Here is a 13,016-nt window from a genome sequence, read left to right as displayed (position 1 = left end):
ACCCCGATCAGATGCGCATTCTTGAGCATATCCTCAGCGACCGCGGCTCGAAATATACCGTTTCGGGCGGCCCTTGCGGCAGCGAGGCCGAGGCGAAGGCCTTCCTCAAGGCGCTCTGTCGCAACAAGAAATTCGCGCGGGCCAAGCTCAACAGCTGGGCGCTTTTGACCGACACGGCGGCGCTGACGAACGCCGATGGCGAGGCGGGCGCGGGCATGGTGATCTGGCGCGCATAAGGGGTCGCCACCGCCGGCTAGCGATCGGAGAACGTGCGGCGGCGGCAATCCGTGTTCAAACATCGCCATCGACAAACCTTGAGCTCGATCCAAACCGCTTGGCCTTGAGCGGGAAAGTCTTCGATCCGTCGGCGCCTCCAACCATGTCGTTGCCGTGAGGTCGTCCCGCACTCAGGGCAGATGCCATTCGGAGCCAGTCTGCCAGACACGACCCATGTACCCGTCTCAGTCTGGCAGACCTCACCCACCAGCACGCTACCGGTGGGAACCCAATGCTTGCTCGATGCCACGACCTGATCCCTTCAATCTGTGAAGCTCGGTCAGACCGTGACACACAAATTGAGGATGACCCAATTTAAGGGCAAAGCGACAGCAGCCAAAATGAAAGGCAAGGCCAAGCATGTCTTGATCCCGGCATAACCCGCGGAACATAATTTTCTGTCGGGTCGGGTCCCGATGAAAAAATCGCGTCGCTTCTGGCTGACATCAACATCATGACGAGCAGGAAGCAGGATTGAAATGCTGCGCTGGGACGTGATTGCCTCGGGAGTTGCGCTTGCTGCGCTGAAGGCCGGGGCGGGACTGGCGCATACGGTGGAACTGCGGCTGCTGACATCCTATGACGCCGAGGTGATCGAGCCTTTCGTCGCCGCCTTTCAGGCGCGCCATCCCGGTATCGGGCTGCGCCACTTGAACAAGAACACCTATGCCGCGGTGCAGGAACTGATCGCAGGAAACGCCCGCGGGTTCGACCTGTTCTGGGCTTCCGCGCCCGAGGCGTTTGAACTGCTGAAAAGTGCGGACCGGCTACGCGATGTTGGCCACGGCCCTCAACCAGTTGCAGGTAGCGGCGACCGCCAGATGATGTGATCTTGGCGTACATGCCACAAAGGTAGCAGCATTCAAAACTGCAAATCAAAGGATGAAATATAGGTCGCGTGCCACAACACGACCCTCGCGAAATGACCTTCTCCTTCAACCTAACCTATTGAAACCTCGAGGCCAGACCAAACACACCCAGCCCAAAATCGCAATTTGTTGTCGAACTTGGGAGCAATGCTTCGGATCGACACTCCGCGGCATCCTGTTCGCATCCTGACGCCTTCAACGGTCCGTCGATCCTGGCCATGAAGCATGACTGGGCGGCAGGCGGTGCGAGGAAAGGGGAAGTCACACCTCAGGCAATTGTTCTGAAGCAACGCCCCTCGGCCGCGCAATGGTTGCAATAGCTCGACCAATCGTTTACGACACTTATGTCGGTTTCGGCTGACTTTGCGCTTTGCGCTTCGTCCATCGACCGCCCTTGCGGTCGGCATGACTTGGCCCTGTGTCTTCGCGACGCTTTCGATTTGGGCCGCAGCAATCAAACGGGTTTCCGGTGGCAGCGGCGCGCCGGTCATCATCACAAATGCGCCGCAAACAGGAGGACGCCGATGAAGAAGCACCTTGCTTCTGTCTGGCTAATCGCATCTTTTGCCGCCCTGGCCGCCCCGGCCATGGCCGCCGAAGAATGCGGTCGGGTCAGCATTGCGGAAATGAACTGGGCCTCTGCCGGCGTGGCAGCCCATGTTGACAAGATCATTCTGGAAAGCGGCTTTGGCTGCGAGGTTGAGCTGGTCACCGGCGACACGATGCCCACCTTCACCTCGATGAACGAAAAGGGCGAACCTGATGTGGCGCCCGAGCTTTGGGTCAGCGCGGTGCAGATTGCGCTGGATGCCGCCGTGGCAGAAGGCCGCCTGATCGTCGCGGCGCCGCTGCTGGTCGAAGGCGGGATTCAGGGCTGGTGGGTGCCCAAATACATCGTGGACGACCACCCCGAGATCACGACCGTTTCGGCAGCCCTCGCCCGGCCCGACCTATTCCCTGCACCCGAAGACCCCAGCCGCGGTGCAGTGCATAACTGCCCCTCGGGCTGGAACTGCCAGATCACGACCGAAAACCTGTATCGGGCGCTGGACGCCGAAGGCAAGGGGTTTGATCTGGTCGATACCGGGTCAGCGGCGGGGCTGGATGGCTCCATCGCCAATGCCTACGAACGCAAGGCGGGCTGGCTGGGGTATTACTGGGCGCCGACCGCGATCCTTGGCAAGTATGAGATGGTCAATCTCGATTTCGGCGTGCCGTTGGACATGGCGCATTTTGATGCCTGCACCTCGCAGCCCGATTGCCCCGATCCGAAGGTTACGCCCTATCCGGTTTCGGATGTGTTCACTGTGGTCACCAAGGATTTTGCCGAAAAGGCTGGCGTGGCGATGGACTATGTCGAGACCCGCAAATGGACCAATGCCACCGTCAATCAGGTTCTGGCCTGGATGGAGACGAACCAGGGCACCAACGAAGACGGAGCCCGGTATTTCCTTGAGACCTACCCCGAGCTTTGGCAGGGCTGGTTCCCCGCCGACGTGGCCGACAAGGTGAAAGCGGCGCTTTAAGCCAGGCTTACCCTTTGGTGCGCGGCGGCACTTGACCGCTGCGCCCCCCTTTTGACAACTGTTAGGACTTTGCATGGCATCCGACTGCTGGAGCTTGCCCGAGACCCTGTGCCGCTTTCCCGCGATGGAGGCGAAAACCCTGCGTCTGATGCGCAAGACCATTGACGACGGGTTCCGCGACATCGTGCGAAGCTGGGCCGACACGATCGACGCGGCAACGGTTCCGCTTCAGATGTTTCTCAACGCGCTGGAGCGAGCCTTTGCCGGCTCGCCCTGGGTTCTGGTGCTGGCGGTCTTGCTGGCGGCGGTCTGGGCGACCTCGCGGAGTTGGAAAATCGTTCTGGGCACCGCGATTGCGCTGTGCCTGATTGGCTGGGTCGGGCTGTGGCAAGATACGATGGTGACGCTGGCGATGGTGTCATTCTGCACCGTGGTGGCGGTCATCATCGGCCTGCCCATCGGCATTGCCGCGGCCCGCTCTGACCGGCTGCAACGCATTGTCAGCCCGGTTCTGGACGTGATGCAGACGCTGCCGAGTTTTGTCTATCTCATCCCGGTGGTGGTGATCTTTGGCATCGGCAAGGTTCCGGGCATGATTGCCGTGGTGATCTATGCCGTGCCGCCGATGATCCGGCTGACCAATCTTGGCATTCGGCTAGTGGACCGCGAGGTGACCGAAGCGGCCGAGGCCTTTGGGTCGTCGGCGCGGCAAAAGCTGTGGAATGTGCAACTGCCGCTGGCGCTGCCCACGATCATGACAGGCGTGAACCAGACCATCATGATGTCGCTGTCCATGGTTGTCGTCGCCTCGATGGTGGGGGTCGGCGGCCTGGGCAAGAACGTGCTGCAGGCGATCAACAACCAGTTCTTTACCGTGGGCTTCCTGAACGGATTTGCGCTGGTGGCGATCGCCATTGTCTTTGACCGCAGCAGCCAGGCCTTTGGCCTGCGGCTGCAAAAGCACCGCGAGGCCGGCCATGACTGAGGCAACCCCTATCCTGCCCGTCGAAGACGATGACGAAGCCGTCACCGGCCGCAGCGGGATCGAGATCCGCAATCTCTACAAGATTTTCGGCCCAGAACCCGAACGCTACATCGCGGCCGTGAAAGCCGGGCTGACCAAGACAGATCTGAACCGCAAGCACGGTCATGTGCTGGGCCTGACCGACATTTCGCTATCGATCCCGCCCGGCAGGATCACGGTCATAATGGGGCTGTCGGGGTCAGGCAAATCAACATTGATCCGGCACATCAACGGTCTGATCGCCCCCACGACCGGCGAGGTCATCCATGACGGCGCCGATGTCTGCCGGATGACTCCCGCAGAACTGCGCGATTTCCGGCGCCACAAGACTGCGATGGTGTTTCAGAAATTCGCGCTGCTGCCGCACCGCACCGTGCTGGAAAACACCTGCTACGGGCTGGATATTCAGGGCGTGCCCCGGCGCGACAGCGAACCTGTTGCGCGGCACTGGATCGTGCGGGTGGGACTGAAGGGCTACGAGGGCTCGTATCCCTCGCAGCTTTCGGGGGGTATGCAGCAACGCGTCGGTCTCGCGCGGGCGCTGGCAAACGATGCCGACATCTTGCTGATGGACGAGGCCTTCTCGGCGCTTGATCCGCTGATCCGGCTCGACATGCAGGCGATCTTGCTCGAATTGCAGAGCGAATTGCACAAAACTATCGTCTTCATCACCCACGACCTCGACGAAGCGTTGCGACTGGGTGACCGGATCGCCATTTTGCGCGATGGCCGTCTGGAACAGGTGGGCACCGGGCAGGATATCGTGCTGCGCCCGGCCAATGACTATATCGCCGCCTTTGTGCGCGAGGTGAACCGCGCCCGCGTGATCCGCGCCGCAACGGTGGCGCGGCCGGTTGCCGCGGGCGAGGAACTGCCCCAATTCTCGGTGCCCGGAACCGAGGTTCTGGAAACCGTCGCCCGGCATATGACCACGGCAGGCGTCAACCATGCCCGTGTGCTGGGGCGCCAGGGCCAGTTGCGCGGCACCATAGCCATTTCCGACGTGCTGACCGCGATGGTGACACCCGCTACCGCCCCGGCAGGGCCGCTCGCGAAAGGATAGATCATGGATGCAGAAACCTCTGACCAGTGGTTCAGCGAGGCGGTAGCGACGCTGGGCGACCGGCTGACCGCCGCCCGCGAAGCCGCGGGCCTGTCCTGCGCCGAAACGGCGAACTGCCTTGGCGTTTCGGAAGCAACCTACACCGGATGGGAACAGGACGCGGCCTTTCCGCGCGCCAGCCTGTGCCATGCCACGGCGGGTGTTTTCGGCGTCTCTCTGGCGTGGCTGCTGACCGGCGAAGGCCTTGGAGTCGATCCGCCGCGCACCGAGACGCCAGCGCAACCGCAGCACCAGCCCGAGGTTGACCTGCACCGCCTGCGCGATGATCTGGCCGAAACCCGCGCCCGGATGGCGCAGATCGACAAGCGTCTCCAGCGGATACTGCTGCATCTGGAGTGATCGCGCAGGCGATCCCAACGTAAGAGCGTCGGCTGGCTCCCACCTTCCGCCGGTTCCTCGGACCTGAGATTTCGCACCTGACGGAGATGGGTGCGGGAGTTTCGCGATGGCGACTACGATGGAGTTTCTCAGGGACTACGGGGTCGAGATCCGACCCAATGGGCAGAAGCGGTGGCCTGACGAGGTCAAGGCGCAGATCGTTGCCGAGCCCCTGAAGCCGGGTGCGACGGTGAACGCGGTTGCGGCGCGCTACGGGCTTCGGGCGAACCATCTTTCGGAATGGCGCGGCCGGGCGCGGGATGGCAGGTTGGTATTGCCCGCGGTGGAGGATGAGGCTTTTTGCTTTGCGCCGCTGATGCTTTCGGAGGCAGACCCTGGGGCAGCGGATCCGGAGGGCAGCTCGGCTGTCGTGCCCGCTGTCGGTATCGAGATCGTGGTGGGGATGGTCACGATCCGGTTGGACCGTGCCACGTCGGCCGCGCGGCTTGCCGAGATCGTGCAGGCGATCGGATCGCGGCCATGATGTTTCCTTCCAATCGGGTGCGGGTTCTGGTCTCGACGCAACCCATCGACTTCCGGAAGGGTCATGACGGACTGGCGGCGCTTGTTTCGTCGGTTCTGCGCAAGGATCCTTTCACCGGCACGGTCTTCGTGTTCCGGTCGCGCCGGGCGGATCGGCTGAAGCTGCTCTACTGGGATGGCACGGGTCTGGTGATGGCTTACAAGCGGCTCGAGAGTGCGACCTTCACCTAGCCCGCCATCAAGGACGGGGTGATGGCGCTGAACCATGCGCAGTTCGAAGCGCTGTTCTCCGGTCTGGACTGGCGCAAGGTCAAGGCGCTGGAGAGCCGCCCGCCGGCTGCGGCGGAGTGAATCAACCGCTTGGTTTTGCGTGTTTTTGCTGACATTTTTTGATACCAGCGGGCATGTCCGCCGCTCTGTCCATCGACCTTTCCGCCATCCCCGCCGCGCAACGCGCAGCGGTCTTGGCATTGATGGATGAGGTTGCCGCGCTCATCAGCCGCTCCACCGTGCAGCGGGCGATATCGTGGCCGCCGCGGCGCAGTTGATGCCAGACCTTGCGCGCGCCATAGCGGCCTCGGCTGCCATCGAAAGCCTCCTTGATGGCGGCCATGTCCCGACTATCCTGCTTGGTCCGGACCTATGCCAGTTCCGGATCACGCTCCACAGCCTTGACGGCGTAATATGTCGATGGTGCGATCTCCAGAACCCGGCAGATCGGCCCGACACCATGGACATGACGGTGATCGTCGATGAACACGATCATTTGCGAAACGGGCGGTCGAGCTCCGCCGCTGCGAAATATGCGTTCGCCAGTGGGCTTGAACCAGTGGCGCCTTCACTGGCTCACCCTTCTTCAGGATCTCGTTGGCCTGGCGCAGTTCGCGGACCTCACGCTCCAGATCCTTGATCCGATCTTTCTCTGCGCTGGTCAGCCCAGCCCGCTGTCCGGAGTCACGTTCGGCTTGCTGGCACCAGACGCGCAAACTGTCCGGTGAACAACCAAGCTTCGGCGCGATCGCCTTGTAGGCGGCCGTGTCGCTCGCGTATTCGGCGCGGTTCTCTCGAAAACGCCGAACACCGCGTTCGCGAAGCTCGGCCGGATAGGCGGGGGTGAATCTCTGCTTGGTCATAGGGCTCATCCTTTGAGTGTTTTACTCTCCGGTAAACCCGGGGCGGTTCAAATCTTCTACATGACCGCACTCCTTTGTGGACCATCGCAGACCCGCTTTGGCACATCGAGGCCGTCGGGGGGCGGTCACATCATCAGCGCCCTAGACGGTCCACATTTTCGTTAAGTCAAAGCCCAGTTGGGGCTTTTCTTGTTTCTGGGGCTCGCCCAGTGGGGCAATCAGCGCGCGGATGGCCGCAACCCAAGTCTCGGTCTCGCGGTCATCGTAGAAACACTCCATACGCAGCTTCCGGCCATCCGGAAATTTGAGCACCACATGCGGCTCATCATAGACCGGATGGTCCACCTCAAGCGCCACATAGGCAATTTTAACCTCTTGGAGCGGATAGGTTTTCGCAATCTTGCGCAGAGGCGCGCGGGCGGTGAATTCTGCGCTTTGGCGCTCAGGATCAAGGCGCAGGCGGGTGCTGCCATGAAACAGCGTCAGGTAAACCGCAGCAATAAACAGAGCGACCGGAATGAGCCGAAAAAACAGCGTTATCAGGATCATAGGGGTAGATGACGTGGACGCATCCGATGCTGGGACGCTCCAGATATAGCTGGGCAAAAGCGCCAAGAAGGGAATTGCGAAACTCGCGGTGAGCAGGCGTATGGTGGGCGTCATGACGCTTGTGAATACAATGGCGCTGCCCTCGAACCTCAGACCGTCGTGCATACGGTTGCTGGGGGAGATTGTCATGGGGTGAGCCTCTAACGCTGGGCGGCCATTGGGCGGTATCGGGCGGCCTATGTCAAGAGGAGGTGCCAGATTCTTCAGCAGCGATTCAGGAGACTCAACATCTGCCCTGCCACCATGTGGCTTCGAACCTGAAATCTTGAAGAGATTGGCGGTATACTACCGCGTAACGTGGATTTGGCCTAACGTTCGCGGTGATGCTGCCCGCTGGCCCCAAGGTTGGGCGCTCAGCATCGCGCCGATCGCGCTCGGTCTGGCGGCTTGTCGCGGAAAGGAGTGGTGCCCGATTCCGTGTCTGGTCGGGCGAGAAAGGAGGCTACGACCTTGAAGTCGTGCTTTGTGGCACCGCAGTCGGTGCGAAGGGCCTGACCTTCGAAGCGCTTGCGATGGCGTTACGCTCCTTCGCGATGGTGCAGTGTCTGCCTGAAGCCGCTGATCGGCACGCTTAAATGGATGCTTCTGGCCAGATGCATGGCTTGCACGCCGGATCGACAGAACCGCATCGCGGGTCCTGGCGATCGCCAGCGCTTGGTGGGCTCAGGGCATCGCAGTGAAATCTGATCGCCTGTACCCGTCGACCAATGCGCGCAGCCCCTCGGGCGCCAGCACCTCGACTGCATCGCCCCACTGATAAAGGTGCCACGCCATCTCCAGCCAGCCGGCTGCGTAAAAGCGCACGATCAGCCCGCCATCGGCTTGAGGTTCCAGTACTTGCGAAGGATGAAAGCGGAACCCGGCGGCGCGGCTGGCGGCTCTGGGCAAGAAACGCCAGACCACCTCGCCAAATTGCGCCGGGTCCTGCCAGACCCCGAATGACTGTGCCGCGAAGCGCTGCATCGAAAACTCGCTGTCTATCGCAAAGCTCTCATCCAGCACCTCGGCAGACAGGATCTGGTCAAGGCGAAAGCTGCGGATGGGGCCGCCCTTGGCCGGGTCTCGTGCGACCAGATAGGTGCGATGGCCCATCAGGACGCCATGGGGCTCGAGAATACGCTGTGGGGTGTCTGCGCTTTTATATCTGACGCGCAACCGGAACGGGCCACGCAGGGCCTCGGTGATTGCGTCCAGCAGATGGGGGGCCAAGCTGACCTTTGGCCCCGGTCGGGTGACGCTGGCCAAGGCTGATAGCACGGCCTCGGCGTCGGCTTCGGCGCGCGCAGCATCGCGCGGCGTCAGTCGTGCCAACAGCGCTTCGCGCAAGTCGGCCAGCGCCTGCCGGTGCCGCAGCCGTCCAGCGCTTGCGGCGTCGCGCTCGGCGATTTCCAGTGCTTCCAGCGCGGAGTCGGGGCGCGGTAGCAGTCGATCCAGTCCGGGATCATCAATCCGCCAGCGCCGTTTCCGATCGTCGCCATCGAAGGTGCTGACATTTGCAAAGCTGTCTTCCAGTGCGTCTGTCATCCGTTGCGCAGTGCGGTGAGATATGCCGAAATCGGCCGCGATGTCTTCCAGCGAGATGCCACCCCGCCGCGCCGCCGCCAATCGGGCAAGACGGATCAGATCTTGGGCTTTGGAAAAGGACATGCGTAACCCGGACAGGATTTGACACCCTTAGAGGCTAAGGATGAGACCGATATATGTCGAGGCGATTCTTCCATTCGGATCCGGTTATAAGGAGTTTGCTCATCATGCGTCCGCAACACGATCATGCCGCGACTGCTGTCCTGACCCGTCGTGGGTTTGCCTCGCGGCTGGCCGGGGCGGCGGCAGTTGGGTTTGGTGGGGGGCCTGCAGTGGCAGGTACCGGGCAGACGGCGCCTGCCGCGCTTGATGCCGATCTTCGAGACGCGGCGTTGCGCGGGTTCGCGCTGGCGTCCCACCGCGGGGATCCGGTCTCTGCGGCGGCTGCCCGGGCGGCGCTGGCTCGGCTGGCAGAGATCGACCCCGAGGCCGCGCTGCTGGGCCGCATCTACCAATTGCTGGACGTGCGCCCGTCCGCATGGTGGCCCGACGATCTTCCCGCTGCTGCCGAGGCCGATCTGGCCGCGCTACACCGGGCGATCCGGGCCAGCGCGCCGGTCGCCTTCGCCTACACGGACCTGTCGGGTGCCGAGACCTCGCGGCGGGTGTTGCCGCTCGCGTTGGTGCATCCGCCGCAGGGTGTGAAACTGCTTGCCTGGTGCGAGACCCGCGAGGGGTTTCGCCAGTTCTTCGTGCGCGCGATGTCCGAACTATCGGTGCTCCCCGGCGATTTTGCCGTCCGGCGGATAGCGCTGCTGCAGGGGCTGCTGGACAAGGAATCTGGCCGAGGGTGATGTTTGCCCAATCGACGGGGCTTTGCGATCAAGGGAGTTACTATGACCCATTACGCGCATTCGGGTACGCCCGGCGATCGATCCGACTGGCAGACGCTGGCGGATCATCTGGCGGCGGTCGAGCGGCTGGCGCGGGAACGGGGCGCGGCTTTTGGCCTTGGCGAAGCGGTGGGGCTGGCCGGGCGACTGCACGATCTGGGCAAATACGACCCGGCCTTTGACCGGGTGCTGCGCGGCGAGGCGGTTCGGGTATACACGCCAACTTTGTCGCCCCCCTCGCGGGGGCGTGGATCGAAACATGTCGCACCTCGTTTGCTTTCGTCGCGCCGCGCGCGTCGCCCCCCTCGCGGGGGCGTGGATCGAAACCACATCGCGACCGGCGCGAGGGTGACGCATGACTGGTCGCCCCCCTCGCGGGGGCGTGGATCGAAACACATCCCCAATAGGGCGGATCGAGGTAGAACAGCGTCGCCCCCCTCGCGGGGGCGTGGATCGAAACGCGGCGGCTGCGCGAGGCGTCCCTGCTGGCGGCGGTCGCCCCCCTCGCGGGGGCGTGGATCGAAACTTGTGGGGAGTGGATCACTTGGGTTGGGCGTAACGGTCATCGTCAACGCGTATACCTTCACCGAAGAGGGGCGGCGCTTTGGGTGAGTTGTGACCTCCGAGGCGCGGAGTTACGGTTGTTACACGTATTTCTGTTATTCCACTTGAGGTGAGGCGCGCATGGCGTATATCTGATGGGAAAAACGGGAGAGACCGATGACAACGGCTGCAAAGAGGACGGAAGACAAAGGGCTCATGGAGCGCCCTCCGACGCGCGAGGAGATCGACAGCGCCGCGCATGCCGCGACGGCGATCGCGATCGCTATGGAGCTGGATGGTGGCCTGAAGATTTCAGGTGAGAACGGCGAGGCGGTCAAGATTGCCCCCGCCGTTGGCAACCTCATTATCGAGCTCTTGGGCCATGTGAGCAATGGCAATATGGTCACGCTCGTGCCCGTCGGTACGATGCTGACCACACAAGAAGCGGCGGACATGCTCAATATTTCCCGCCCCTATCTGACCAAGCTCCTGCTCCGAGGCGACATCAAGTTCGAGCAGGTTGGATCGCATCGTCGTGTGAGGATTGACGAGTTGATGCGCTACCGTGCTGACAAGGCCCGCAAACAAGAGGTTGCGTTGGCCGACCTTGCCCGGCTTGGGCAGGAGTTCGACAACGAATGAGCTTCGTCGCCAACCCTTTCGTGGTGGTGCTCGACGCCAACGTGCTTTTCCCGTTTCGGATCAGGGACGTCCTCTTCACCTTCGCCCAAGAGGGGCTCTTTCGAGCGCGCATCACCGATGAAATTCTCGACGAGTGGACTCGGAACCTAATCCGATTGAAGCCTCATCTCGAGACCAGCGTTCGTCAACAGGAGCAGGCGATTCGAGAGCATTTCGAAGAGTGCTTCGTGGATGGCTATCGACCTTTGGTCGATGGCCTTGATCTACCGGATCCGAACGATCGCCATGTTCTGGCGGCGGCAATACGCAGCTCGGCTCAGGTGATCGTTACCGAGAACCATCGAGACTTCCCGTCGGATAAACTGGCGTCCTATGACATTGAGACGCTCAGCGCCGACGATATGTTGGCCAACACCTATGCGCTCTTTCGACAGGGAGGGGCGCGGGCGCTGCGAAAGGTACGTCAACGCTACGATAATCCGCCAATGACAGCCTCTGAGTTCTTGCTCGACCTCACCAAGAACGGCCTTTCCAAACTTGCTGCCCTGGCGCGCCAAGACATCGAGTACATCTAACAGAACACAGCTGCCAGCTAGTCTGAGATGTTCGATCACCTGTTCCCGTCGATCCATTTCGACATCAGCCCCTTGTCACGAAAGCACTCCTCCGGCACGGCGCGCCGTTTGATCCGGACAAGTTTTTCTGCGAAGGCCACCTGCTTGGAGGTCGGCCGCTGATCCACCTCAGACATCGGCTTCATCCGGGCCTGCGCGTCGATCCAGCCGCTCAAGGTTCGGCGGTCCTGCTGCACCTCCCATGGCAGGAGGGTCCCGTTGCGCAGGGCGAGCGATCGCGCATAGGCGATCTGCTTGGGCGTTGCGGGCAGCGCAGGCGCGGTGCTTTCCATGGTCGATCTCCCCTGCTGGCTCGGATCTAAATATAGAACATAAAGGAAACAAAATCAAGCCGGGCGCCGGGAGACAGCGGGTCGAGAGGGAGAGAAGGGTCGGGGAAGGGCAGGCCTGAGGGTGCCCGAGAGAGGGTGTCCGGGCTGGTCCTATCTCTCATTCCGGAGTTTCCCGATGACCTTTCTTCCTCCTGTTGCGCCTTTGCCGCCCCTGCGGCCCACCTCGCCGCGCTCTTGCTGCCGCCGACGCTGTACAGGCTCTACATCGCCCGCGATGCGGATGCGGCGGGCGACAAGGCTTTTGCCGCGCTGAGCGCACGCGCGACAGCGGCCGGCATTGAGGTGCTGGCCCTGTCGCCGCAGCGAGACGACTTCAACGACGATCTGCAGGCGCGGGGCGTCAACGCCTTGCGCGCAGCCCTACGCCCCCAACTCGCCCCACAAGACACTGAACGCGCCGAGGCGGTGGGAAAGGGAAATAGTTGAGCCGATTGTTCAGGTTGCTCCGTCGGTCGATGCCCCACAGGACTGGTCCGGCTTCTATGGCGGCCTTTCGCTGGGACGTGCCCTTTCTGGAGATTGGAACTTCTTTGACTACGACGCTGGCGGTTCGTTCTATCCGGCGCCTTTTGGCATCAGCAGCGGAGGCATCTATGGCGTGTTCGCTGGCTATAACTTCCAGTCCGGAAATTGGGTCTATGGTGGCGAGCTTGCCTATACGAAGGCGGACTTGTCGCTCGAAACCTATGTGGGCGGGACGGCCGAATTCACTGATTTTTTTGATATCAAGGCGCGACTGGGATATTCGTTTGACCGCTTCATGCCCTATGGCACGATCGGCTACATGAATGGCAACTTGGACAACACCGGGGTCTTCGGATTCAGTGATATTGAAGGCCAAGTCTATGGGGTTGGCGTTGAATACAAGATATCAGATCGCGTTTTTGCCGGGCTTGAATACCTTCGGCGCGACATCGATGGCAAGGGTGGCACTGGCCCGCTCCCCATCAATCTGGAATCCGACATAGATACGCTGTCGCTGCATGTCGGCATGAGATTTTAGGATTCAACAGGACAGTCCCGGTC

The 13,016-nt window shown here is 61.9% G+C and carries 16 protein-coding genes, 3 pseudogenes, 1 CRISPR repeat array and 1 other annotated feature; of the genes and pseudogenes, 13 read left to right on the top strand and 6 right to left on the bottom strand.

Going from position 1 to position 13,016, the window contains the following annotated elements:
* Positions 1–236: pseudogene (locus C5F46_RS14635) on the top strand (YigZ family protein); the annotation flags it as partial.
* Between the two features lie 17 nt (positions 237–253).
* Here C5F46_RS14635 and C5F46_RS17325 read toward each other — a convergent pair.
* The gene (locus C5F46_RS17325) at positions 254–445 is read right to left on the bottom strand and encodes a transposase family protein (RefSeq protein WP_407947351.1); all 192 of its coding nucleotides are present in this window, start codon (positions 443–445) and stop codon (positions 254–256) included.
* 310 nt (positions 446–755) lie between these two features.
* Between C5F46_RS17325 and C5F46_RS14625 the strand changes: the two genes are divergently transcribed.
* The 7 genes from C5F46_RS14625 to tnpB all read left to right on the top strand — a co-directional run bounded on the left by C5F46_RS14625 (position 756) and on the right by tnpB (position 5,910).
* On the top strand, positions 756–1,106 hold the full coding sequence (locus C5F46_RS14625) for a type 2 periplasmic-binding domain-containing protein (RefSeq protein WP_107326071.1): 351 nt from the start codon (positions 756–758) through the stop codon (positions 1,104–1,106).
* A gap of 563 nt (positions 1,107–1,669) precedes the next feature.
* Positions 1,670–2,671 (top strand): ABC transporter substrate-binding protein, encoded by a 1,002-nt coding sequence (locus C5F46_RS14620; RefSeq protein WP_107326070.1) that lies wholly within the window; start codon positions 1,670–1,672, stop codon positions 2,669–2,671.
* A gap of 73 nt (positions 2,672–2,744) precedes the next feature.
* Entirely contained in the window at positions 2,745–3,656 is a 912-nt protein-coding gene (locus C5F46_RS14615; RefSeq protein ID WP_107326069.1) for an ABC transporter permease, read from the top strand.
* The gene (locus C5F46_RS14610; protein ID WP_107326068.1) at positions 3,649–4,758 is read left to right on the top strand and encodes a quaternary amine ABC transporter ATP-binding protein; all 1,110 of its coding nucleotides are present in this window, start codon (positions 3,649–3,651) and stop codon (positions 4,756–4,758) included. Before C5F46_RS14615 ends, C5F46_RS14610 begins: the two co-directional genes overlap by 8 nt.
* A 3-nt stretch (positions 4,759–4,761) precedes the next feature.
* Positions 4,762–5,157: a helix-turn-helix domain-containing protein gene (locus C5F46_RS14605; RefSeq protein ID WP_107326067.1), complete on the top strand. Its 396-nt coding sequence runs from the start codon at positions 4,762–4,764 to the stop codon at positions 5,155–5,157.
* A 106-nt stretch (positions 5,158–5,263) separates the two neighbouring features.
* Positions 5,264–5,680: an IS66-like element accessory protein TnpA gene (tnpA, locus tag C5F46_RS14600; protein WP_107326066.1), complete on the top strand. Its 417-nt coding sequence runs from the start codon at positions 5,264–5,266 to the stop codon at positions 5,678–5,680.
* Entirely contained in the window at positions 5,677–5,910 is a 234-nt protein-coding gene (gene tnpB, locus C5F46_RS14595; protein WP_107326065.1) for an IS66 family insertion sequence element accessory protein TnpB, read from the top strand. Before tnpA ends, tnpB begins: the two co-directional genes overlap by 4 nt.
* Positions 5,911–6,166: 256 nt before the next feature.
* On the opposite strand, the pseudogene C5F46_RS17320 reads toward tnpB, so the two are convergent.
* From C5F46_RS17320 to C5F46_RS14575, 4 genes and pseudogenes are all read right to left on the bottom strand, one after another.
* Positions 6,167–6,253, bottom strand: a pseudogene (locus C5F46_RS17320) (IS3 family transposase); the annotation flags it as partial.
* A gap of 117 nt (positions 6,254–6,370) precedes the next feature.
* Positions 6,371–6,487: a sequence feature (AL1L pseudoknot), on the bottom strand.
* Positions 6,488–6,557: 70 nt separating this feature from the next.
* A pseudogene (locus C5F46_RS17315) lies at positions 6,558–6,812 on the bottom strand (transposase); the annotation flags it as partial.
* A gap of 141 nt (positions 6,813–6,953) precedes the next feature.
* Entirely contained in the window at positions 6,954–7,550 is a 597-nt protein-coding gene (locus C5F46_RS14580) for a hypothetical protein (RefSeq protein WP_146160239.1), read from the bottom strand.
* Between the two features lie 534 nt (positions 7,551–8,084).
* Positions 8,085–9,068 carry a helix-turn-helix transcriptional regulator gene (locus C5F46_RS14575; RefSeq protein WP_107326061.1) on the bottom strand — a complete coding sequence of 328 codons (984 nt, stop codon included), beginning with the start codon at positions 9,066–9,068 and terminating at the stop codon, positions 8,085–8,087.
* Between the two features lie 104 nt (positions 9,069–9,172).
* Here C5F46_RS14575 and C5F46_RS14570 point away from each other — a divergent pair, with 104 nt between their 5' ends.
* The 3 genes from C5F46_RS14570 to C5F46_RS14555 all read left to right on the top strand — a co-directional run bounded on the left by C5F46_RS14570 (position 9,173) and on the right by C5F46_RS14555 (position 11,598).
* Positions 9,173–9,799: a WYL domain-containing protein gene (locus tag C5F46_RS14570; protein ID WP_168796910.1), complete on the top strand. Its 627-nt coding sequence runs from the start codon at positions 9,173–9,175 to the stop codon at positions 9,797–9,799.
* Positions 9,800–10,065: 266 nt separating this feature from the next.
* A CRISPR array of direct repeats spans positions 10,066–10,364; the repeat unit is 32 nt; unit sequence GTCGCCCCCCTCGCGGGGGCGTGGATCGAAAC.
* 194 nt (positions 10,365–10,558) lie between these two features.
* A complete protein-coding gene (locus C5F46_RS14560; RefSeq protein WP_107326059.1) occupies positions 10,559–11,023 on the top strand; it encodes a helix-turn-helix domain-containing protein in 465 nt (154 codons plus the stop codon).
* On the top strand, positions 11,020–11,598 hold the full coding sequence (locus C5F46_RS14555) for a PIN domain-containing protein (RefSeq protein ID WP_107326058.1): 579 nt from the start codon (positions 11,020–11,022) through the stop codon (positions 11,596–11,598). The genes C5F46_RS14560 and C5F46_RS14555 overlap by 4 nt, the downstream gene beginning before the upstream one ends.
* A gap of 35 nt (positions 11,599–11,633) precedes the next feature.
* Here the strand turns inward: C5F46_RS14555 and C5F46_RS14550 are convergent, their stop codons facing one another.
* On the bottom strand, positions 11,634–11,930 hold the full coding sequence (locus C5F46_RS14550; RefSeq protein WP_107326057.1) for a hypothetical protein: 297 nt from the start codon (positions 11,928–11,930) through the stop codon (positions 11,634–11,636).
* Positions 11,931–12,065: 135 nt separating this feature from the next.
* Here C5F46_RS14550 and C5F46_RS14545 point away from each other — a divergent pair, with 135 nt between their 5' ends.
* Positions 12,066–12,416: a toprim domain-containing protein gene (locus C5F46_RS14545; RefSeq protein WP_235820183.1), complete on the top strand. Its 351-nt coding sequence runs from the start codon at positions 12,066–12,068 to the stop codon at positions 12,414–12,416.
* Positions 12,313–12,993: an outer membrane protein gene (locus C5F46_RS17145; protein ID WP_235820184.1), complete on the top strand. Its 681-nt coding sequence runs from the start codon at positions 12,313–12,315 to the stop codon at positions 12,991–12,993. Before C5F46_RS14545 ends, C5F46_RS17145 begins: the two co-directional genes overlap by 104 nt.
* Positions 12,994–13,016: the final 23 nt, after the last annotated feature.

Origin of the sequence: Phaeovulum veldkampii DSM 11550 (assembly GCF_003034995.1) — a bacterium.
Lineage (GTDB): Bacteria > Pseudomonadota > Alphaproteobacteria > Rhodobacterales > Rhodobacteraceae > Phaeovulum > Phaeovulum veldkampii.
This window is presented reverse-complemented; position numbering and strand designations above follow the sequence as displayed.